19 protein-coding genes and 1 pseudogene are annotated in these 22,453 nt (G+C 33.6%); all 20 read left to right on the top strand.

What is annotated here, in order from left to right; genetic code table 11:
- Nucleotides 1–5 precede the first annotated feature (5 nt).
- Nucleotides 6–659, top strand: a complete 654-nt coding sequence (locus EB239_RS03125; protein WP_003869011.1) for a potassium channel family protein — start codon at nucleotides 6–8, stop codon at nucleotides 657–659.
- Between the two features lie 197 nt (nucleotides 660–856).
- Entirely contained in the window at nucleotides 857–1,885 is a 1,029-nt protein-coding gene (locus EB239_RS03130; protein ID WP_003869012.1) for a sugar phosphate isomerase/epimerase family protein, read from the top strand.
- 32 nt (nucleotides 1,886–1,917) lie between these two features.
- On the top strand, nucleotides 1,918–3,234 hold the full coding sequence (gene xylA, locus EB239_RS03135) for a xylose isomerase (protein ID WP_003869013.1): 1,317 nt from the start codon (nucleotides 1,918–1,920) through the stop codon (nucleotides 3,232–3,234).
- 14 nt (nucleotides 3,235–3,248) lie between these two features.
- The gene (gene xylB, locus EB239_RS03140) at nucleotides 3,249–4,751 is read left to right on the top strand and encodes a xylulokinase (protein WP_003869014.1); all 1,503 of its coding nucleotides are present in this window, start codon (nucleotides 3,249–3,251) and stop codon (nucleotides 4,749–4,751) included.
- 144 nt (nucleotides 4,752–4,895) lie between these two features.
- The gene (locus EB239_RS03145) at nucleotides 4,896–6,329 is read left to right on the top strand and encodes an ABC transporter substrate-binding protein (RefSeq protein ID WP_003869015.1); all 1,434 of its coding nucleotides are present in this window, start codon (nucleotides 4,896–4,898) and stop codon (nucleotides 6,327–6,329) included.
- A gap of 85 nt (nucleotides 6,330–6,414) precedes the next feature.
- Complete coding sequence (locus EB239_RS03150; protein WP_003869016.1) at nucleotides 6,415–7,326, top strand: carbohydrate ABC transporter permease; 912 nt, start codon at nucleotides 6,415–6,417, stop codon at nucleotides 7,324–7,326.
- Between the two features lie 32 nt (nucleotides 7,327–7,358).
- Nucleotides 7,359–8,201 (top strand): carbohydrate ABC transporter permease, encoded by an 843-nt coding sequence (locus EB239_RS03155; RefSeq protein ID WP_003869017.1) that lies wholly within the window; start codon nucleotides 7,359–7,361, stop codon nucleotides 8,199–8,201.
- 29 nt (nucleotides 8,202–8,230) lie between these two features.
- Nucleotides 8,231–10,585 carry a glycoside hydrolase family 3 N-terminal domain-containing protein gene (locus tag EB239_RS03160; protein WP_003869018.1) on the top strand — a complete coding sequence of 785 codons (2,355 nt, stop codon included), beginning with the start codon at nucleotides 8,231–8,233 and terminating at the stop codon, nucleotides 10,583–10,585.
- 32 nt (nucleotides 10,586–10,617) lie between these two features.
- Nucleotides 10,618–10,722, top strand: a pseudogene (locus EB239_RS03165) (family 1 glycosylhydrolase); the annotation flags it as partial.
- Nucleotides 10,723–10,892: 170 nt separating this feature from the next.
- The gene (locus EB239_RS03170; RefSeq protein ID WP_003869019.1) at nucleotides 10,893–12,095 is read left to right on the top strand and encodes an ROK family transcriptional regulator; all 1,203 of its coding nucleotides are present in this window, start codon (nucleotides 10,893–10,895) and stop codon (nucleotides 12,093–12,095) included.
- Nucleotides 12,096–12,112: 17 nt separating this feature from the next.
- Complete coding sequence (locus EB239_RS03175; RefSeq protein WP_003869020.1) at nucleotides 12,113–13,030, top strand: Gfo/Idh/MocA family protein; 918 nt, start codon at nucleotides 12,113–12,115, stop codon at nucleotides 13,028–13,030.
- Between the two features lie 159 nt (nucleotides 13,031–13,189).
- The gene (locus EB239_RS03180) at nucleotides 13,190–14,200 is read left to right on the top strand and encodes a LacI family DNA-binding transcriptional regulator (protein WP_003869021.1); all 1,011 of its coding nucleotides are present in this window, start codon (nucleotides 13,190–13,192) and stop codon (nucleotides 14,198–14,200) included.
- 13 nt (nucleotides 14,201–14,213) lie between these two features.
- Nucleotides 14,214–15,143: a ribokinase gene (rbsK, locus tag EB239_RS03185; protein WP_003869022.1), complete on the top strand. Its 930-nt coding sequence runs from the start codon at nucleotides 14,214–14,216 to the stop codon at nucleotides 15,141–15,143.
- Nucleotides 15,140–15,532, top strand: a complete 393-nt coding sequence (gene rbsD, locus EB239_RS03190) for a D-ribose pyranase (RefSeq protein ID WP_003869023.1) — start codon at nucleotides 15,140–15,142, stop codon at nucleotides 15,530–15,532. The genes rbsK and rbsD overlap by 4 nt, the downstream gene beginning before the upstream one ends.
- A gap of 22 nt (nucleotides 15,533–15,554) precedes the next feature.
- Nucleotides 15,555–17,045 (top strand): sugar ABC transporter ATP-binding protein, encoded by a 1,491-nt coding sequence (locus EB239_RS03195; protein WP_003869024.1) that lies wholly within the window; start codon nucleotides 15,555–15,557, stop codon nucleotides 17,043–17,045.
- Between the two features lies 1 nt (nucleotide 17,046).
- Nucleotides 17,047–18,003, top strand: coding sequence for an ABC transporter permease (locus EB239_RS03200; RefSeq protein ID WP_003869025.1), 957 nt, complete (start codon nucleotides 17,047–17,049; stop codon nucleotides 18,001–18,003).
- A gap of 86 nt (nucleotides 18,004–18,089) precedes the next feature.
- Nucleotides 18,090–19,013 (top strand): ribose ABC transporter substrate-binding protein RbsB, encoded by a 924-nt coding sequence (gene rbsB / locus EB239_RS03205; protein ID WP_003869026.1) that lies wholly within the window; start codon nucleotides 18,090–18,092, stop codon nucleotides 19,011–19,013.
- 155 nt (nucleotides 19,014–19,168) lie between these two features.
- Nucleotides 19,169–20,017, top strand: a complete 849-nt coding sequence (locus tag EB239_RS03210; protein ID WP_003869027.1) for a MurR/RpiR family transcriptional regulator — start codon at nucleotides 19,169–19,171, stop codon at nucleotides 20,015–20,017.
- Nucleotides 20,018–20,051: 34 nt separating this feature from the next.
- Nucleotides 20,052–20,960 (top strand): N-acetylmuramic acid 6-phosphate etherase, encoded by a 909-nt coding sequence (murQ, locus tag EB239_RS03215; protein ID WP_003869028.1) that lies wholly within the window; start codon nucleotides 20,052–20,054, stop codon nucleotides 20,958–20,960.
- Between the two features lie 54 nt (nucleotides 20,961–21,014).
- Nucleotides 21,015–22,412 (top strand): ABC transporter substrate-binding protein, encoded by a 1,398-nt coding sequence (locus EB239_RS03220; RefSeq protein ID WP_003869029.1) that lies wholly within the window; start codon nucleotides 21,015–21,017, stop codon nucleotides 22,410–22,412.
- Nucleotides 22,413–22,453 lie beyond the last annotated feature (41 nt).

A 22,453-nucleotide genomic window follows, 5' to 3' on the forward strand; every position in this document is an offset into this window, starting at 1 on the left:
AGAATGTGAAACAGTTTATTGTTATCGGATTAGGAAGCTTTGGCATAAGTTTGGCTAAGACTTTATATGAAATGGGCAATGACGTACTGGTTATAGATGAAGATGAAGAATTGGTGCAATCTATGAATGGCTTGGTAACACATGCAGTGCGTGCTGATGCTACTGATGAAAATGTACTTAAGTCTCTAGGTGTGAAAAATTTTGATGTGGCCATAGTCGCTATAGGAAAGAATATGGAATCAAGTATTATGGTAACAATGCTTGTGAAAGAATTGGGGGTAAAATACGTAATAGCAAAAGCTCACAATGAATTACACGCGAGGGTTCTTTACAAGGTTGGAGCAGACAGGGTTGTTATGCCCGAAAAAGATATGGGTATAAGGGTCGCCAGAAATGTTTTTTCAAGCAATTTATTAGATCTTATTGAGTTTTCTAAGGAATACAGCATAGCAGAAATTCTTCCAATTGAAGAGTGGTTTCATAAAACATTAAGGGATATAAACATGAGAGAAAAATATGGATTAAATGTCATAGCGGCAAAAAAGTTGAATGATGAGATTATACTATCACCAGGACCGGACTATGTGGTTGATGAAGGTGATGTATTGGCTGTTTGCGGCAAAAATACAGACATTAAGAAATTCGAGATAAAAATGTAGATTCTAAGAAAGTGAGATGAATAAAGCCATTGGAGATTTATATAACACTCCATGGCTTTATTTTTTACAATAGCTCAATAAATTACCAATTATTTTTTTAAAATTTTTTGGTCAAAAAAGAAGGATTTTTTGAATCAGTGTAGAATATATATAATATAAGTTTGTTGAGCCAATAAACTATAGGAGTGGTTATATAAATGAAAAGAAAATTAAAAAACAGTGTTGGAATATGGGCATTTGGCCCTGCTGCTACAAGATTCGTTCCTGCAGGATACCACACGGAGCTTTCAAATGAGACAATGGAAGCAAGGACAGAAAGAGTTCTCAAGGGATTAGGGGATTTTATTGACGGATATGAATACCATTACCCCAATGAAATAAATGAAGATAATGTAAGCAGTATAAGAGAAATATTAGCTAGTGAAGGAAAGGACATATATTGTATAGCGCTTGGTCATCATACAAATCCTAAATATTCCTTAGGTTCTTTAGTAAATCCTTTTCCTGAAATACGCAAGGAAGCTATAAGCATTGCTAAAGATGGTATAGACTTAGCATCTTCAGTTGGTGCCAATTTTATAATTTGGCCAGGAGGTGAGGGATATAATTATCCTTTTCAGACAGATTATGAAAAAATGTGGAATGATTTTATAGACGCAATTGCTACTCTTACAGAACATGCAAATAAAAAAGGAGTTACTATATTTCTTGAGCATAAAAACAGTGAACCTGCCATGAAAGTAGCTATGAGAAGCATAGGCATGACACTATACGTTATCAATAAAGTTAAAGAAAGGGGAGTAGATACGAGTAATTTAAAAGTCAACATGGATTGGCAACATCTTATCATGAATGGCGAAAATTTAGCCGAATATGCAAGGCTATTAGCAATGGAAAATAAATTAGGTCATCAGCATGCAAACAGCGGTTGGGGCACTTTTGATGATGATAGTATGGTTGGAGCCCTGCGTTTCATAGAAACACTGGAATTAGCAAAAGAATTACAACTTATTGGTTATGGCAAAAATGGCGAAAGGATAGGCTTTGACCTTTTACCCTATACAGAAGATGCAATAGAAGCTGTTAAAGAGAGTGTGATTCATTGGGAATTTATATATGATTTAGCTTCCAAAATAGATACTGAACACCTATATGAAGCTAAAAAAAGTAAAGATGCTGTGAAAGCTTATAAAGAAGTATATAAAGCACTTGGAGCAAAGTTTTAAATAATTATATTTTCAAAAAGGAGGAAAATGACATGGAATACTTCAAAAATGTACCACAAATAAAATACGAAGGACCAAAGTCAAACAACCCATATGCATTTAAATTTTACAATCCTGATGAAATAATAGATGGAAAACCTTTAAAAGAACACTTGCGTTTTTCAGTAGCGTACTGGCATACATTTACAGCCAATGGGACAGATCCATTTGGAGCACCTACAATGCAAAGACCATGGAATCATCTAAGTGATCCTATGGATATTGCTAAGGCGAGGGTAGAGGCAGCTTTTGAATTTTTTGAAAAGCTTGACGTACCGTTTTTCTGTTTTCATGACAGAGATATAGCTCCAGAAGGGGAGAATTTAAGAGAGACGAACAAAAATTTAGATACAATAGTTGCAATGATTAAAGATTATTTAAAGACGAGCAAAACAAAAGTATTATGGGGGACAGCAAATCTTTTTTCAAATCCGAGATTTGTACATGGAGCAGCAACTTCCTGTAATGCAGATGTATTTGCATATGCAGCAGCCCAAGTAAAAAAAGCACTTGAAATAACAAAAGAACTTGGAGGACAGAACTATGTATTTTGGGGCGGAAGAGAAGGATATGAAACACTACTCAATACAGATATGGAATTGGAACTTGATAATCTCGCAAGATTTTTGCACATGGCAGTAGAATATGCAAAAGAGATAGGATTTGAAGGGCAGCTTTTAATTGAGCCAAAACCAAAGGAACCGACAAAACACCAATATGATTTTGACGCAGCGAACGTATATGCATTTTTGAAGAAATATGACCTTGATAAATACTTCAAATTAAACATAGAAGCAAACCATGCCACACTTGCAGGACATGACTTTCAACATGAATTAAGATATGCAAGAATTAACAATATGTTAGGCTCTATAGATGCAAATATGGGAGATATGCTTTTAGGATGGGATACAGACCAATTTCCGACAGACATACGAATGACAACCCTTGCAATGTATGAAGTCATTAAGATGGGTGGTTTTGACAAAGGTGGGCTTAATTTTGATGCGAAAGTAAGACGTGCTTCATTTGAACCAGAAGACCTATTTTTAGGGCATATTGCAGGAATGGATGCTTTTGCAAAAGGATTTAAAGTAGCGTATAAGCTTGTTAAAGATGGTGTATTTGATAGATTTATAGAAGAAAGATACAAAAGTTATCGAGAAGGCATAGGAGCAGAGATAGTAAGTGGAAAAGCGAACTTTAAAACTCTTGAAGAATATGCATTAAACAATCCAAAGATTGAGAACAAATCAGGCAAGCAAGAGTTGTTAGAGTCAATATTAAATCAGTATTTATTTAGTGAATGACGGAGGGCTAAAATATGTATTTTCTTGGGATAGATTTGGGTACATCAGCTGTAAAGATAATTTTAATAGAGGAAAAGGGAAATGTAATAGGAAGCACATCAAAAGAATATCCAGTATATTACCCTCAGCCAGGCTGGTCAGAACAAAATCCTGAAGACTGGTGGAATGCCACAAAAGATGGCATACGTGAGTTAATAATTAAAACTGGTGTAAAAAATGATGATATAAAAGGCATAGGTTTAAGTGGCCAAATGCATGGGCTTGTACTTTTAGATGAGAACAACAATGTACTAATGCCTGCTATACTTTGGAATGACCAAAGGACGCAAGAGGAGTGTGGTTATATTACCCAAACATTAGGCAAAGAAAGATTGACAAAATATACAGGGAACAAAGCATTAACAGGATTTACAGCGCCAAAGATATTATGGGTAAAAAAACATCGCACTGATATATATAAAAAGATTCATCATATACTTTTACCTAAAGATTACATCAGATTCAAACTTACAGGGGAATATGCCACAGATGTGTCAGATGCATCAGGTACATTGTTGTTTGATGTAGAAAACAGGAAATGGTCAAAAGAGATGTTAGATATATTGGACATACCCTATAATTGGATGCCAAAATGTTATGAATCTACGGAGGTAACTGGATATGTCACAAAAGAGGCAGCGGATTTGACAGGATTAAAAGAAGGGACAATAGTTGTAGGCGGAGGAGGAGATCAAGCAAGTGGAGCAGTAGGGACTGGTACAGTAAAGAGTGGCATAGTATCAGTTGCACTTGGCACTTCAGGAGTTGTATTTGCAAGTCAAGACAAATATGTAGTAGATGAAGAAAACAGATTACACTCTTTCTGTCATGCTAATGGCAAATGGCATGTAATGGGAGTAATGCTCTCAGCAGCCGCTTGTTTAAAATGGTGGATAGATAACATAATCAACTTTAATGGTTCTTCTATAACATATGAAAAGCTTTTAGAAGAAGCAGAAAAAGTAACACCAGGAAGCGGTGGGTTAATATTTCTCCCTTATCTCATGGGGGAAAGGACTCCTCATAGTGACCCTTACGCGAGAGGATGCTTTATAGGGCTTAATATGACTCACAATAGAGGACATATGACAAGAGCAATACTTGAAGGGGTAGCATTTGGACTTAGAGACTCGCTTGAGATAATAAAAGAACTTGAGATACCAGTAAATGAAGTTAGAGTAAGCGGCGGCGGTGCAAAGAGCAAATTGTGGAGGCAAATACTTGCAGACATTTTTGGTGTCAGAGTAGACATGGTAAATGCGACTGAAGGGCCAGCTTTTGGCGCAGCAATAATGGCAGCAGTGGGATATGGAATATTTAAAGATGTTGAGGAGGCATGTAGTACACTCATCAAAGTGACTGATAGTGTTTACCCAATAGGAGAAATTGTAAGTAAATATAATGAAATATATCAGATTTATAGAGGTTTGTATAAGGCCCTTAAAGATAGGTTTGGGGAAATAGCCAGTATAAATTAATTTCGAAAAATATACTTGTAAAAGTAAAAACACAATATTAAAGGGGAATGTTAAAGGGGGTGAGATAAAATCACAAAATTGTTAAATTAAAAATTTAATTTTACTAGTAAAATTTTCACAGCACAAATTAGGAGGGTGAAAAGAATGAGGAGAATTATTGCTTTGATTACAATTGTGATTATGGTGGTTGGGTTGTTATCAGGATGCGGACAAAATAGTCAAACAGGGCAATCTGAGTCAACTCAGCCAAAAGAAAAAGTATTAAAGATTTGGTCTTTTACAAATGAAGCAAAGGTTTTCGCAACAGCTTTTAAAGAGAAACATCCAGATGTAAAAATAGAGTATACTATGATTCCAATGACAGAAGGAGAATATCAATTAAAACTTAAATCAGCATTACAGTCAGGAGATGTTCCGGATGTTGTTGCTTTAGAAGCAAGTTTTGTTAGAAGTTTTGTGGAAAGTAATTATTTAGCTGACATATCTGATTTACTTCCTGCAGCAAAAGAATTAGAGACTTATCAATTTACTATAGATATGGGAACAGATCAAAATGGTGTGATAAAAGCTTATTCTTATCAGGCTACTCCTGGCGTTATGTATTATCGTAGAAGTCTTGCAAAACTATATTTTGGAACTGATGATCCGGCAAAAATCCAAGAGTTAATGTCCGACATTGACAAATTTGCAGAAGCAGCAAAAATAATAAAGGAAAAATCTAATGGCAATACCTATATGGTAGCTTCTACAGCTGATTTTGGAAATTTGTTTTTTGCAAATAGGTCACAACCGTGGATAGTGAACAATAAATTGGTTATAGATCCACAAATTGATAAATTATTTGATATTGCAAAATTATTTAGGCAAAACGGATATGAAGCACAAACACAACAATGGTCAGAAAGCTGGTTTGCTGGCATGAACGATTCGTTAGTGGATGCAAAAGGTAATCCAAAACAAGTTTTTGCATATTTCCTGCCAACATGGGGATTGTCGTACGTATTGCAACCTAATGCTGTAGCAAAACAAAACAAAGAAGGTAAAACGGTAGGTCATGATACATCAGGCGATTGGGCTCTTATTCCAGGTCCATTACCATATCAATGGGGTGGTACATGGTTCGGAGTGCCAAAAGATAGTAAGAATATAGAATTAGCAAAAGAATTTATAAAATTTGCTACTTTAAATGAGGAAACATTAAAAAATTGGGCACTAGGTGTTTATACGAATGAATATCTAAAAAAGATAGATCCCAGTGTTGGGAACGATTTAAAACAACCAGCTGGAGACTTTGTATCGAGCAAAAAAGTAGTAGAAGAACTAATACCACAGATGAAAGATACTCCTGCAAGTAAATTTGTTGGAGGACAAAATCCTTATGAAGTATTTGCAGAAGCAGCAAAACGCATTGATCTTGCTAATACTCTCAAAAATATTCAGGGCACGGATGATGTGATTCAACGTGCATTATGGGATCCATTGGATGCTTACGCTTCTGGTAAAGTAAGTAAAGAGGAAGCGGTAAAGCAATTTAAAGACAATGTTAAAAATGCTCTTCCCAATGTTCAAGTTAATTAATATATTAGCTAGAGAAAATGCTAACGTTTTGTTGGCATTTTCTCTAGGCTTCTTAGTAATTTTATAAAAGTGAGGGAATACAAATATGGAAGCTTTTAATTTAAAATCGAAAAGCAAGATTAATAAGAACTATTATGGTTATATCTTTACTTTGCCATTTATAGTTATATTTTTAGTTTTTAATCTATATCCACTTATTTATACATTTTACTTAAGTTTAACAGATATGACTCTGATGAATTCGTCTTATCATTTTGTTGGATTTGCGAATTTCAAACAATTATTTTCTGATAACTATTTTTTAAAATCAGTAATAAATACGTGGAAAATTTGGCTTATTAATTTTATTCCCCAATTAACTATTGCTATGCTTTTAGCTATTTGGTTTGTCAATAACAGATTGAAAATTAAATTTATTGGGTTATGGAGAACGATTTATTATTTACCAAATATACTTATGCCAGTTGCAGTAGCTGCACTTTTTTATAATTTTTTCTCCCTATATGGTCCTGTAAATCAGATAGCAGTTCGTACAGGAATTTTAAAAGAAGCTTTTGACTTTTTTAGGAGTACTACTTGGACACAACTTATTGTGGCGTTTATTCAATGGTGGATGTGGTATGGAGTAACAATAATCTTTTTAATGGCAGGGCTATCTTCAATTTCACCTTCATATTATGAATCAGCTTTAGTGGATGGTGCTAATTCATGGCAAATGTTTACTAAAATTACTCTTCCTCTTTTAAAACCGGTTCTAATATATGTACTTGTGACTTCGTTATCAGGCGGAATGCAGATGTTTGATATACCCTATTTATTAACTGATGGGACAGGATCTCCTGACGGAGCTATAAGAACAATGAGCGTTTTAATGTATATGAAATTTTCAAGTGGCGATGGTTATATTGGTGCTGCTGCTTCTGTTGGTGTTATGATTTTTCTTATAACTGCTATTGCAGCATTTATTATAATAAACCTGCTAAAAGAGAGGGAATAAAGACAAAAATTAGGCTAAGAAAGGATGGGATTATGAATTATAAACTTCGTATAAAATTTATGAAGATAGGAGTATATATCTTTTTAATTATACTTTTCTTACTTGCTATTTTACCTATATGGCTTTTGCTTGTTAATGCTACACGTTCCACACCTGAAATACAGCAAGGAGTTAGTTTGTTGCCAAGCAGTAATCTGTGGGTAAATTGGAATCATCTTACAGGGATGGGAGTAAACATATGGCGAGGCTTTTTAAACAGCCTTATTATATCTGTTCCAGTTACTTTTTTAACTGTTTATTTTTCAATGATGACGGCTTATGCAATTCATGTATATGATTTTAAATGGAAAAAAATGCTATATAATACTGTGGTACTTTTGACAATTGTTCCAACTCAATTAGTACCAATAATAGGATTTTATAAATATATGGCATCTCTAAAATTATTAAATAGTTATATTCCGCTAATTGTTCCAGCTATTGCTTCGCCTCCAATGGTATTTTTTGCACTACAATATTTGGAATCTACGATAGTAAAGGATTTAATAGAAGCTGCCCGTATCGAAGGAAGTGGAGAACTTGGAATTTTTCATAAAATTATTTTACCTATAGCAAAACCTGGTGCATTTACAATGGGAATTTTATCTTTTGTTGCTTCTTGGAATAACTTTTTTACTCCATTTATGTTAATTTCAAAAATAGAAAAATATACGCTTCCAATGATTGTTAAATTATTACGTGGGGATATGTATAGAACAGAATATGGAGCAATATACCTTGGTCTTGCAATCACGATGATTCCTATTATAATAGTTTATGCTATATTTTCAAAATATATTGTAAGCGGAATTGCAATGGGTGCTATAAAAGAGTAAAAAAATAAAAGCAAAAGGGGGATTTTTAAATGAAGCCATTATATTTAGATTCCACTCAATCAGTGGAAAAAAGAGTAGAAGATTTATTACAGCAAATGACTATAGAAGAAAAAGTAGCACAATTAAACAGTATTTGGGTATACGAAATATTAGATGATATGAAATTTTCTTTTGATAAAGCTAAAAGATTGATGTCATATGGAATAAGTCAGATTACCCGCCTTGGTGGAGCAAGTAATTTATCACCACGGGAAACAGTGAGAATAGCAAATCAGATTCAAAAATTTTTGATTGAAAATACAAGGCTTGGCATACCTGCTTTGATTCATGAGGAGTCTTGTAGTGGATATATGGCAAAAGGGGCAACTATTTTTCCACAAACTATAGGAGTTGCGAGTACGTGGAATAATGAAATTGTTGAAAAAATGGCTTCTGTAATAAGGGAACAGATGAAAGCTGTTGGAGCAAGGCAAGCTCTTGCGCCTTTATTGGATATTACAAGAGATCCACGTTGGGGAAGAACAGAAGAAACTTTTGGAGAAGACCCTTATTTAGTAATGCGTATGGGTGTTTCATATATTCGTGGGCTTCAAACTGAAAGTTTAAGGGAAGGCATTGTAGCTACAGGAAAACATTTTGTGGGATATGGAAATTCAGAAGGAGGTATGAATTGGGCTCCTGCTCATATTCCTGAAAGGGAGCTTAGAGAAGTTTTTCTTTATCCTTTTGAGGCGGCGGTAAAAGAGGCGAAATTAAGTTCGATTATGCCGGGATACCACGAACTTGATGGGGTACCGTGTCACAAATCAAAAAAATTGTTAAACGATATTTTACGTAAAGATTGGGGTTTCGAGGGAATTGTAGTATCTGATTACTTTGCTATAAGCCAGCTTTACGAGTACCATCATGTGACATCAGATAAAAAGGGAGCTGCAAAATTGGCTTTAGAGGCTGGTGTTGATGTGGAATTACCAAGCACCGACTATTATGGCTTGCCGCTTAGAGAGTTAATTGAAAGTGGTGAGATTGATATAGATTTTGTAAATGAAGCTGTAAAGAGAGTTTTAAAAATAAAATTTGAATTAGGGTTATTTGAGAATCCTTATATAAATGAAGAAAAGGCTGTTGAGATTTTTGATACAAATGAACAACGAGAACTAGCTTATAAAATAGCGCAGGAGTCTATAGTATTGTTGAAAAATGAAAATAATTTGCTGCCTTTAAAGAAAGATTTGAAATCTATTGCAGTTATTGGCCCCAATGCTGACAGTATTCGCAATATGATTGGTGATTATGCATATCCTTGTCATATTGAATCATTACTTGAAATGAGAGAGACCGACAATGTTTTTAATACACCTTTGCCAGAAAGCTTAGAAGCAAAAGATATTTATGTACCTATTGTAACTGTGCTACAGGGAATTAAGGCAAAAGCTTCTTCTAATACAGAAGTTTTATATGCAAAAGGCTGCGATGTTCTTAACAATAGTAAGGATGGTTTTAAAGAAGCGGTTGAGATTGCAAAACAGGCTGATGTTGCTGTTGTGGTAGTAGGAGATAAATCAGGGTTAACAGATGGCTGTACTTCTGGTGAATCAAGAGATCGGGCAGACCTTAATTTGCCAGGTGTACAAGAAGAGCTGATAAAAGCGGTTTATGAAACTGGTACACCAGTAATAGTGGTACTTATAAATGGAAGACCAATGTCTATTTCTTGGATAGCTGAAAAAATTCCAGCAATTATTGAAGCTTGGTTACCTGGTGAAGAGGGTGGAAGAGCTGTTGCAGATGTGATTTTTGGTGACTATAATCCTGGAGGTAAACTACCAATTTCTATTCCTCAATCAGTAGGGCAGTTACCAGTATATTATTACCATAAACCTTCTGGAGGCCGCAGTCACTGGAAGGGGGACTATGTAGAATTAAGCACAAAGCCTTTATATCCCTTTGGTTATGGTCTTAGCTATACAGAGTTTTCATACACTAATCTTAATATTTCTAATAGAAAGGTTTCTTTAAGGGACAGAATGGTTGAAATCTCTGTTGATATAAAAAATACAGGTACATTAAAGGGAGATGAAGTTGTTCAACTTTATATACATCAAGAAGCTTTAAGTGTTACAAGGCCTGTTAAAGAGCTTAAAGGGTTTAAACGCATTACTTTAGATGCTGGTGAAGAAAAGACAGTTATTTTCAAACTTTCTATTGAACAACTGGGTTTTTATGATGAGAATATGGAGTATGTGGTAGAACCAGGACGTGTAGATGTAATGATAGGGAGCTCTTCTGAAGATATAAGGCTAAGGGATTATTTTGAAATTGTAGGAGAAAAAGAGAAAGTAGCTAAAAAATTTATTACGGAAGTAAGGGTAGAGAATAAATAGAAAGCCAAATAATAGAGATAGGAGTGATAAAATTGGCAAAATTTCCAAGAGATTTCGTTTGGGGGACAGCCACATCATCATACCAAATAGAAGGAGCGGTAAATGAAGACGGAAGGACCCCTTCCATATGGGACACATTGGAATAAAGCATTTTTCATAGTAATGTTGAAATGTTCTCTCTTTATATCTAACTTAGCTGTATAATTAAAAGGTAACTACAAAATAAAAAATTATTTCAATTTTCTTTTAAGATTTAATATGTTATAATTCACACTAGAAACAACAATATAAATAGAAGGGTGAACAAATGATAACAGCGGATCAATTATTAGTTAAGCAAATAAATAAATCAATAGTGCTCAATACCATAAGAAAAAAGGGGAATGTTTCAAGAGCGGATATTGCACACATTACAGGTTTAAACAAGTCAACTGTATCTTTCCTTGTTGATGAACTTATAAACGAAGGGTTTGTGAAAGAAGAGGGGCCAGGAGAATCAAAAGGTGGCAGGAAGCCAATCATATTAAGCATAAATGAGAGAGCTGGATGCATAATAGGCATTGATTTAGATGTAAATTATATACTAATTGTCTTGACCGATTTGATGGCAAATGTTATTTGGGAAAAGAAAATAGATATAAAAATTGGCGAGAACCAGCAAACGATTATTGAACGTTTGATAGAATTGATTGATGAAGCAATCTCAAATGCTCCTGAAACAATAAGAGGAATTTTAGGAATTGGGATTGGTGTTCCTGGCATTGTGGATTACAAGAAAGGCAGTATATTATTAGCGCCAAATTTAAAATGGGAAAATGTACCTCTTAAACAAATTATAGAAGATAAATTCAAAATTAAGGTACACATAGATAATGAAGCAAATGTAGGAGCTATAGGAGAAAAGTGGTTTGGAGCAGGGATTAAATATAACAATCTTGTTTATGTGAGTGCTGGAATTGGTATTGGTACAGGAATAATAATTAATGGAGAGTTATACAGAGGCACAGTAGGTCTTGCTGGAGAAATGGGACATATGACAATTGATATTCATGACCATCAGTGTAGGTGTGGCAATACAGGATGTTGGGAAAATTATGCTTCAGAAAAAGCATTGCTTGAATACATAAATACACAATTGCTGATGGGAAAGTCTGATGAGTATATAAACAAAAATAACTTTTATACACTGAGTGCTATTGATATTATCGATTATGCGCGAAAAGGGAGCAAAATAGCGGTAGAAGCTTTAAAAGAAATAGGAAGAAAATTAGGAGTAGGTGTAGTCAATATTATAAATACTTTTAATCCTGAACTTATAATTATTGGAAATACTTTGTCTTTAGCTGATGACTTAATTTTAAATGAAGTTTTAAAAGAAGTAGAGGAAAAAAGTCTTGTTTATAGATATTATAAAGTAAAAATAAAAACTTCCAAACTTCAATTCCATGCGGGGGCAATTGGAGCAGTATCTCTTGTTATTTCAGAGCTGTTTGCGTATCCTGGACTTTAATTATATGGGGTGTTGACATGGAAAAATTAAAAGCAATTATTATAGGACCAGGGAATATTTTTAATAAAGCCTATTTGCCTTTCATATTTAATTTAGATGAACTAAATATATTAGGTATTGTTGGAAGAAACAAAGAAAAGCTCCAAAAATATAAAGAAAGATATGGTTGTGATGTTTACACAGAAATAGACGTTGCGATAAAACAAAAGCCAGATTGTGCTTTTGTACATGCAACCACAGATAGCCATTATGAAATAGTAAAAGAACTACTAAAAAGCGGTATTCACGTATATGTTGATAAGCCTATAACTGAAGAGATAGATAAGACAAAAGAACTTATAGATTTGGCTATGGACAAATCTCTTATTTTGAAGGTAGGTTTTAACAGAAGATATGCGCCTATGTATCAAAAAGCCTTAGCTTTGTTTGATGGCTTAAAACCTGAATTGTGCATTATGGTGAAAAACAGGAATAATGACATCAAAAATAGTGTTAAGTTTACACTTTATGACGATTTCATTCATGTAATAGACACTTTATGCTATATAGTTAAAGATGTTGATGATATAGATGTAAATATTTCAAAAGAAAGAGATTCATTAAAATCCATAGAAGTAGTATTAAAATCTAATAGTTTTACAGCGATAGGAGTCATGCATAGAAATGGTGGAAAAGATTATGAAAGGTTAGAGATACACGGGCATGGCAAAAGTGCAGTTGTGGAAGACATGGAAAGTATAAGAATAATGGAAAATGGCAAAATATATGTGCATAATTTTGAAAGCTGGGATACTATATCTTATAGAAGAGGTTTTGAGACTGCTGTAAAAAGCTTTTTAAAGGACGTATTAGAAGGGAATTATGCAAATGACGAATTAAAATGTACTTTAAAATCTCACGAGATTATAGAGGAAATATTAAAAAAGGCAGTATAAAATCAGGGCACAAAAAGCCCTGATTTTATAATAATTAAATCACGTGAAAAGTTATAAAAAATTTTTATTTTTATTATTGACAAAATGTCATTTTTATTTTATTATATAGTTAAGCGTTTTACTAAAACGTTAAACTAAAATTTAATAGGTGATGAATTTATGGCTGTAACAATAAAAGATATTGCAAAACTAGCGAATGTATCAATTACAACAGTATCGAGAGTTATAAACAATAAAAGTGAAGGAGTTAGTGAAGAAACTAGAAATAGGATTCTTCAATTAGTAAAAGAATTGGGTTATCAACCTAATGCAATAGCACGAGGATTAGTTACTAAAAAAACTAAGACTATCGGTCTTATAATTCCCGATATTTCCAACCCATTCTTTCCTGATATTGCCCGTGGTGTAGAGGATAGTGCTCACATTTACGGTTACAACGTCTTCTTGTGCAATACAGATGACAATTTGGAGAAAGAAAGCGAGTATATAAATGCACTAAAAGAAAAATATGTCGATGGTATAATATTTACCAGCAGTTCTATTCCTAAACATGAACACATTATGGAACTTGTCAAGAGTGGTATTCCTATTGTCATAATGGATAGACGTGTTGATTCTGAAGACATTTACGGAGTTTTTCTTGATAACTATGAAGGTGGTTACATTGCGACAAAACATCTCATAGATTTAGGGCATAAAAAAATTGGTTGTATAACAGGACCACTTTATACAAAAAGTGCCAAAGAAAGACTAGAAGGATACAAAAAAGCATTAATAGAAAATGGTATGGATGTGGATGAAAGGTTGATATTTGAAGGAGATTATAAGATAAACAGTGGAATAATTGGAACTGAAAAGTTGTTAGGTAATAATGAAAATGTTACAGCTATTTTTGCATGCAATGATTTAATGGCATATGGAGCGTACAAAACAATACGTTCATATGGGTACAAGATACCAGATGATATTTCAATAGTAGGGTTTGATGATATACAGCTTTCTCAAATACTAGAACCACAATTAACTACTATAAAGCAACCTGCATATGATATGGGACTGACTGCTGCTCGAATGCTAATAAAACTTGTAGAAGGGAAAAAGTTAAAGAAAAAAATTATTAATTTTAGACCCCAGTTGATAATACGCCAAAGCACAAAAAATATTGGCTAAAGGTGGTAAAAAGATGGAGAAGATAGTTGTTGTTGGAAGTATTAATATGGACGTTGTGATACGAGTTCCGCATATTCCTGTAGTTGGTGAGACAGTTATTGCTTATGATTTGAAAAATTACGGCGGTGGTAAAGGCGCAAATCAAGCGGTATCAATTGCAAGGTTGGGTGGAACGGTCTTTATGATCGGTAGAGTGGGAAATGATGAATATGGTAAGAAATTATATGAGGGCTTAAAAATTGATAGCATAGATGTTAAAGGGATAGAATTTGATTACGAAATACCGACGGGTACAGCTTATATTAATGTGAGTGAAAGAGGAGAAAACAACATAGTTGTTTATCAGGGAGCAAATAAAAGGCTTAATATAGAGCAAATAGAAAAACACGAAGATATTTTTGATGAAGCGAAAATGTGTGTAATTCAGTTAGAAATACCAGTTGAGACAGTAGAATTTGTAGTGGATTTATGCTACCGGAAAGGTATAAAAGTCATATTAAATCCTGCACCAGCATGTGAATTGCCTGATACGCTCTTAGAAAAAGTTTACATTTTAACTCCAAATGAAACAGAACTGGCTTTTTTATCCAAAAGTAAAATAGAAACAATTGCAGATATAAAAAAGGCCTCAAAATATTTGCTGGACAAAGGAGTTCAAAACGTTATAACAACTATTGGAGAAAAAGGAAGCTTTTTTATCAATAAGGATACAGAAAAACTATTTGATGCGATCAAAGTTACTGCTGTTGATACAACAGCAGCAGGTGATTCATTTACAGGAGCATTAGCAGTGGCATTAAGTGAAGGGAAGAACATTGAAAGTGCAATAGAATTTGCTACATACGTAGCAGCATTAACGGTTACTAAAGAAGGCGCTCAGTCATCCTTGCCTTATAGAGATGAGGTAGAAAAATTTATTAAAGAAAGGGGTTATAACAAATGAAAAAGACATATTTGCTGAATAGTGAAATTTCAGAAGTTGTTGCAAGATTAGGGCATACAGATTTGTTGGTGATTGCTGATAGTGGATTACCTATACCAGATGGTGTTAAAAGAATTGATATTGCTTTAACAAAAGGGATACCGAGTTTTAAAGATACATTAAATACGGTACTTACTGAGTTGGGAGTAGAAAAAGCATATATTGCGAAAGAAATGATAGATAAAAATAACGATTTATACCTATACCTTCTCGAGCTATTTGGAGAAAAGCTAATACTTATTAGCCATGAAGATTTAAAGGCAATGTCAAAAAACGCTAGAGCTATTATTAGGACTGGTGAATATAAGCCATATGCAAATATTATTTTAGAGTCAGGTGTGGAATTTTAACAATTCAAAGGGGGAATAATTTTTGGAACCCGTTTTAGAGATGAGGAATATAACGAAAAAGTTTGGCAATGTTAAAGTTCTGGATAATGTAAGCTTAACCCTTTATAAAGGTCATGTTTTAGCTTTATTAGGTGAAAATGGGGCAGGAAAGTCAACTCTGATGAAAATTCTCTGCGGCATTTATGAGAAAGATGAAGGAAGTATTTATATAAAAGGGGAAGAAGTAAATATAAGAAATGTCAAAGATGCTGAAAAATATGGCATTGCTATGATTCATCAGGAGCTCAATCTTATACCATCACTTAGTGTTGCTGAAAATATTTTTTTAGGCAGGGAATATCTAAAATCATTTAACGCTATAGATTGGAAAAAAATAAAGCAAGAAGCTGCTAAAAAGCTTAGTGAATTGGGTATGAATATAAACGTTAATAGACTGGTAAAGCACTTGAGTGTTGGAGAACAACAAATGGTTGAAATAGCTAGAAGTTTATTGATGGATGCTGAGATATTAGTAATGGATGAACCAACTGCTGCTTTAACAGAGGCAGAGACAAAAAAATTATTTGAAGTCATAAGATCGCTTAAATCAGAAGGACGAACTATTATTTATATATCTCACAGAATGAATGAAATTTTTGAAATTTGTGATGACTATATTGTTTTAAGAGATGGACGCTTTATTTCTCAAGGCAAAATTAACGAAGTTACACGTGATGAGTTAGTTACAATGATGGTTGGAAGAGAACTAAAAGAACAATATCCTCGTGAATCTGTTCCGCTGGGAGAGGAAATATTGCGAGTAGAAAATCTTAGTGTGAAGGGTTTATTTGAAAATATTAATTTCACAGTCAGAAAAGGTGAAGTAGTAGGGTTTGCTGGTTTGATAGGTGCAGGAAGAACTGAAGTGGCCAAAACAATATTTGGTTTTTATAAGAAAACCTCAGGTAAAATTTATCTTGAAAATGAGGAGCTAAAGATAAATAATCCAAAAGATGCTATTGATAATGGAATAATATATTTATCTGAAGATAGAAAAAATGACGGTTTGATATTAAAGCATACTTTAAAAGAAAATATGACGCTTTCGGCATTAAAAAGTATTTCTGATTATATGGGCACTATTTACCATTCTAAAGAAAAATATTTAGTAAACCAAATGATTGAAAAATTAAACATTAAGACCTCTTCAATAAATCAAAAAATATCTAAACTGAGTGGAGGGAACCAACAAAAAATTGCTATTGCCAAATGTTTATTGACAAATCCTAAATTAATTATTCTTGATGAACCAACTCGAGGCATTGATGTTGGAGCAAAAAATGAAATATATAAATTGATTAATAATTTAAAAAAGCAAGGTATTGGTATAATTTTAATATCTTCAGAATTGCCAGAGGTTTTGAATATTAGCGATAGAATTATTGTAATGCATGAAGGAAGGATAACAGGCGAAATACTTCATGAAGAAGCGACAGAAGAAAAGGTAATGTTAAAAGCTGTAGGAGGGGAATGAGTTGAATTTACCGGAAGAAAAAGTAACAAAAATAAATATTAGTGAATTTTTACTCAAAGCAAAATCTTTGATAGGCTTAGTAGGGTTAATCGTTGTATTTTCAATATTATCACCAAGATTTTTAGATTATTATAATCTTACAAATGTTTTAAGACAGACTTCCCTAAATGCAATAATGGCTGTGGGTATGACGTTTGTAATATTAACAGGTGGAATAGACTTATCTGTAGGTTCTATATTAGCCTTTTCAAGTGCAATTACAGCTGGCATGTTAAAAGACGGTTCTCCATTAATTATAGCGGTATTAGCAGGTTTAATAATAGGTACCGGTTTAGGATTTTTTAATGGTTTTGTCATAATTAGATGGAATATACCACCCTTTATTGCGACATTTGCCATGATGACAATAGCAAGAGGTCTAACACTTGTATATACCAATGGACAACCAATAACGGGTTTAGGTGGGGCTTTTGGTTATATTGGCAACGGTTATATTGGGCCAATACCTGTACCAATAATTCTTACGGTTCTTATCTTTGTGGTAGGTTATTACATTTTAAAGAATAATAGACTTGGAAGATATGTCTATGCTACAGGGGGCAATATACAGGCTGCTAAATTGGCTGGTATTAATACTAACAATATAATTCTATTTGTGTATTCTTTAAGTGGCTTTTTAGCAGCAATAAGTGGTTTAATAATTACTTCAAGGTTAAATTCTGCAGCTCCAACAGCAGGGCAGGGTGCTGAACTTGATGCCATAGCTGCGGTTGTACTTGGAGGTACAAGTTTATCAGGTGGCGAAGGGGGAGTAATAGGTACTCTGATAGGTGCTTTGATAATAGGCATTTTAAATAATGGCTTAAATTTACTTAACGTTTCGCCTTTTTATCAGCTTATAGCTAAAGGTGCAGTAATATTACTTGCTATAGCATTAGACAAGAAAGAAAGTAAATAAAGGGGGTGTTTTAGAAAGACTTTAATTAATTTAAAAACAAAAAATTTTAAAAATTAAAAATTTAATTAAGAGGGGAGAGTTTAATTATGAGAAAATCAAAAATTTTGTTCCTTTTATTAACATTTATTTTAACTGTTGTGTTAATTGCTGGATGCAGTACAGGTAATACCAACAATACTTCAAATGCTAAAGGAGAAAAGACAATAGGTTTAGTTATATCGACGCTTAATAACCCGTTTTTTGTAACATTAAAAAATGGTGCAGAAGCCAAAGCAAAAGAATTAGGTTATAAATTGATAGTAGAAGATTCACAAAATGACTCTTCAAAAGAACTTTCTAATGTAGAAGATTTAATTCAACAAAAAGTAGACGTTTTGCTTATAAATCCTGTAGATAGCGATGCTGTAGTTAATGCGATAAAAGAAGCAAATAGCAAAAATATACCGGTTATTACTTTGGACAGGTCTGCAAATGGTGGAGATGTTATTTGTCACATAGCTTCAGATAACGTAAAAGGTGGAGAAATGGCAGCAGAGTTTATTGCAAAGGCACTTCATGGTAAAGGAAATGTGGTGGAACTTGAAGGTATACCAGGTACTTCTGCTGCCAGAGATAGAGGCAAAGGATTTGACGAAGCTATTGCTAAGTATCCAGATATAAAAATTGTAGCAAAACAAGCTGCTGATTTTGATCGTTCAAAAGGTTTATCAGTAATGGAAAATATCCTTCAAGCCCAACCTAAAATTGATGCAGTATTTGCCCAAAATGATGAAATGGCATTAGGTGCAATAAAAGCAATAGAGAGTGCAAATAGGCAAGGAATTTTAGTAGTTGGATTCGATGGGACAGATGATGCGTTGAAAGCTATAAAAAATGGCAAAATGGCTGCAACGATTGCTCAGCAACCAGCTTTAATAGGTTCTCTTGGAGTAGAAATGGCTGACAAATATCTAAAAGGTGAAAAGGTAGAAAAATTTATACCAGCTGAGCTTAAACTTATAACGAAGTGATGATATGGAATAGGCGGAAATTATATCCGCCTTTTTTATAAAAATTTCGAGAAGTAAAATTACATATTTTTTTAAAATTTAAGAAGGAATTTTACAACTTACGTCGAATATATATAATAACAAAGAAAAATTTATAGAGGTAAAGGACGGTTTTTATGACGGATATTTTGGCAGTAATAAAAGAATTGCAAATAACTTTTAAACCATCAGAAGCTAAAATCGCAAAATATATACTAGATAATGCTGATGTTGTTACAGAATTATCTATTAATGAGCTTGCAAAGGCTTGTGATACGAGTGAAGCCAGTATTGTGAGATTTTGCAGAACTATTGGGTTAAAAGGATTTCAGGAATTAAAAATTAAAATTGCTGTATCTTTATCAAAACAAACTAAAAAACTTGATGGCGGTATTACTGATGATGACGATGTATCAGATGTTATTCAAAAAATTGCAAATTTTAATAAGCAAGCAATAGATAACACAATTTCTTTACTTGACGTAAAGAGCATAATAAAAGCTGTTGACGCTTTATCAAATGCGAACAAAATCGATTTTTATGGAGTTGCTGCTTCAGGAACTGTGGCATATGATGCGATGTTGAAATTTTCAAGGATAAATATACCTTGTACTGCCTATCAGGATACCCATCTTCAATTGACGTCAGCAGCAAATTTAAAGAAAGGAGATGTTGCCTTTGGGATATCATATTCAGGTTGTACAAGAGAAATTGTAGAGGCTTTAGAAGTAGCTAAAGAAGCGGGTGCTACTACGATAAGTTTAACTAAATTTGGACAATTCCCGCTGGTAAAAGTAGCTGATATAAATCTTTTTGTATCATCAGAAGAGCCTTTGTTTAGATCTGGTGCAACAGCTTCCAGAATAGCACAATTAAATGTTATTGATATACTTTTTATTCTTGTAGCAAAAAGAAAATACAACGATGTTGTTAAGTTTCTTGAAAATACAACAGAAGCGTTATCAATACGAAAAATATATAAATAAACGAAAAAACAGTTTATAGAAAGGATTTGGTACTATGATATTAGATGAATTAATCACTGAAGGTAGAAACCCTGAAACAATGGATATAGACAGACTGGACACAATTGAAATGCTAAAAAAAATCAACAATGAAGATAAGAAAGTTGCTGTAGCCGTTGAAAAGGTTATACCTTCTATAGCTAAAGCTGTTGATAGCATTGCAGAGAAAATGAAAAAAGGGGGGAGATTGATATACATAGGGGCAGGTACCAGTGGGAGAATAGGTATTCTTGATGCATCTGAGTGTCCTCCTACATTTGGTACTGATCCGAGGCTTGTGCTTGGGATAATTGCGGGAGGAGATAAAGCAATAAGGAATGCAATGGAAAACGTAGAAGACGATGTGGAAGCTGGGAGACAGGATCTAATCAATGTAAATTTAACAGTTAATGATAGTGTTGTAGGTATTTCGGCAAGTGGACGAACACCATATGTAATAGGTGCATTGGAATATGCAAAACAAGTAGGAGCTCTTACAATTGGTTTGTTTTGTAACCCCAATGAAAACCTTTCAAATATAATAGATATACTGATTACACCGGTGGTAGGACCAGAAGTTATAATGGGGTCAACGCGGATGAAGGCAGGAACTGCACAAAAATTGGTATTAAATATGATATCAACAAGTGTAATGATAAAGATGGGAAAAGTATATAGTAATCTGATGGTTGATTTGCAAGCTAATAATGAAAAATTAATGGGAAGAGCAAAACGTATTGTAAAATTAGCAACAGGTGCCGAGGAAAGGATAATTGAAAGCATACTTAATGAAACTAATTACAATGTGAAACTAACAATTTTAATGATTGTAACAAATTTAGACAAAGATAGAGCCAAACAACTTCTTGATGTGGCCGGCGGCTATATTGCAGAAGCGATAAAATTAAAGGAGGATAGAAATTAGATATGTGATTAACCGGGAATCCGGTTAAAAAATAAAAAAATAGGGGGTAAAAAAATGAAAGCCAAAAAATTAATTAGTATTCTTTTGACAATAATTTTTATTACTTCAATGTTGTCAGGATGTTCAAAGACTACTAATCAACCAAATGGAGAAGCTTCTTCAGCAAAAAAAGATATTGTAAAGGTATGGACATTTCCTGTTGAAAAAGATTATGAACAAAACTTTGCAAAAATAAAAGAGGACTTTGAAAGCAAAAATCCAAATATAGAAATTCAAGTAGAAGTGTTGTCATGGGCAGAAGGAGTTAAAAAATTTGATACAGCTATAAATGCTGGTGACCCACCGGATTTAATGTTTATTGTTCCATCAGCAAAATACGTACAAACGGGACTTGCAGTACCTATTGAAGATTATATTGATAAAGAAACATTGAGTGATTATTATCCTGTTGCGCTCGAATATATGAAAGTAGGTGGTAAATTATATGGCTTGCCGTTATATATGAAGATACATACTATAGCAGGGAATAAAAAGTTAATGGAAGAGGCAGGTATAGATTGGAAAAAAATCCAAGAAAATGGGTGGACATGGGACGAGTTTAAGGAACTTACTAAAAAAGGTACCAAAATAAATGCGGAAGGTAAACAGCAATATGGCTTTGTTTTTCATGGAGCGGGAGTTGATATTACAGAATTGCTTAATCACATGTTAATGAATAATGGCCTTCCATACATGGTTGATGAAAAGGGGAAATTTACGTATACAGATCCTAAGTTTTTAGAAACATTGAAATTTATAAGGTCATTGATAGATGAAGGAATAATGCCTAAAGAATCAAATCAGATAACACCACAAAAAAGAATGGAACTTTTTTATACAGAACAAGCAATGATTATTGGAAAAGCAATGCCATATTATGAGGTTGTTATTGGTGATAATAACAAAAAAGTTCAAGAAAAAACAGCTCCGCCGGATCAGAAAGTTGTTGATTTTGTCTTACTCCCTGAGCCGCATGCTGCGGGGCAAAAAGCGATTACACCAGGTGGTGTTGATGGATATTCGATGTTCAAGCAAAAGAATTATAATGGTCCTGTAAGTCAGGAAGAGCATTTGAGAAACGTGGCGAAAGTCCTTGTAGCATTGACTTCAGGATACGCAGGTATTTCAGCAAAAATTTTGTGCTTACCTCAGGTTACAAAATCCGGCGATCAAATATGGAAAGATAAATATACTATGAAACCAGAGAATAAAGAAGAAGTAGATAGATTATTCAAAAATGTATTGCCTCCAGTCCAAGTAGATCCCGCTCTATCTCAAAAAGCACAAAAACTTTACGATGAAGTTATTAAGGCTGAATATCCTGCTTTACTTGGTGGAGACATTACACCTGAAAAAATGTATGAAGATGTGAAAAAGGCAGCACAAGAAATATTTGGAGATAATGTATATTAAGCTTAAGGGCGTATGCCCTTAGGCTTAATAAATAAAGGAGA

The sequence above is a fragment of the Thermoanaerobacter ethanolicus JW 200 genome (genome assembly GCF_003722315.1).
Taxonomy (GTDB): domain Bacteria; phylum Bacillota; class Thermoanaerobacteria; order Thermoanaerobacterales; family Thermoanaerobacteraceae; genus Thermoanaerobacter; species Thermoanaerobacter ethanolicus.

Excerpts from the sequence above, each read along its gene's own strand:
- rbsB (WP_003869026.1), top strand. The coding sequence starts at position 18,090 with ATGAGAAAATCAAAAATTTTGTTCCTTTTATTAACATTTATTTTAACT.
- EB239_RS03160 (WP_003869018.1), top strand. The coding sequence starts at position 8,231 with ATGAAGCCATTATATTTAGATTCCACTCAATCAGTGGAAAAAAGAGTA.
- EB239_RS03150 (WP_003869016.1), top strand. The coding sequence starts at position 6,415 with ATGGAAGCTTTTAATTTAAAATCGAAAAGCAAGATTAATAAGAACTAT.
- EB239_RS03220 (WP_003869029.1), top strand. The coding sequence starts at position 21,015 with ATGAAAGCCAAAAAATTAATTAGTATTCTTTTGACAATAATTTTTATT.
- EB239_RS03180 (WP_003869021.1), top strand. The coding sequence starts at position 13,190 with ATGGCTGTAACAATAAAAGATATTGCAAAACTAGCGAATGTATCAATT.
- rbsK (WP_003869022.1), top strand. The coding sequence starts at position 14,214 with ATGGAGAAGATAGTTGTTGTTGGAAGTATTAATATGGACGTTGTGATA.
- xylA (WP_003869013.1), top strand. The coding sequence starts at position 1,918 with ATGGAATACTTCAAAAATGTACCACAAATAAAATACGAAGGACCAAAG.
- EB239_RS03155 (WP_003869017.1), top strand. The coding sequence starts at position 7,359 with ATGAATTATAAACTTCGTATAAAATTTATGAAGATAGGAGTATATATC.
- EB239_RS03130 (WP_003869012.1), top strand. The coding sequence starts at position 857 with ATGAAAAGAAAATTAAAAAACAGTGTTGGAATATGGGCATTTGGCCCT.
- EB239_RS03210 (WP_003869027.1), top strand. The coding sequence starts at position 19,169 with ATGACGGATATTTTGGCAGTAATAAAAGAATTGCAAATAACTTTTAAA.
- murQ (WP_003869028.1), top strand. The coding sequence starts at position 20,052 with ATGATATTAGATGAATTAATCACTGAAGGTAGAAACCCTGAAACAATG.
- xylB (WP_003869014.1), top strand. The coding sequence starts at position 3,249 with ATGTATTTTCTTGGGATAGATTTGGGTACATCAGCTGTAAAGATAATT.
- EB239_RS03175 (WP_003869020.1), top strand. The coding sequence starts at position 12,113 with ATGGAAAAATTAAAAGCAATTATTATAGGACCAGGGAATATTTTTAAT.
- rbsD (WP_003869023.1), top strand. The coding sequence starts at position 15,140 with ATGAAAAAGACATATTTGCTGAATAGTGAAATTTCAGAAGTTGTTGCA.
- EB239_RS03145 (WP_003869015.1), top strand. The coding sequence starts at position 4,896 with ATGAGGAGAATTATTGCTTTGATTACAATTGTGATTATGGTGGTTGGG.
- EB239_RS03170 (WP_003869019.1), top strand. The coding sequence starts at position 10,893 with ATGATAACAGCGGATCAATTATTAGTTAAGCAAATAAATAAATCAATA.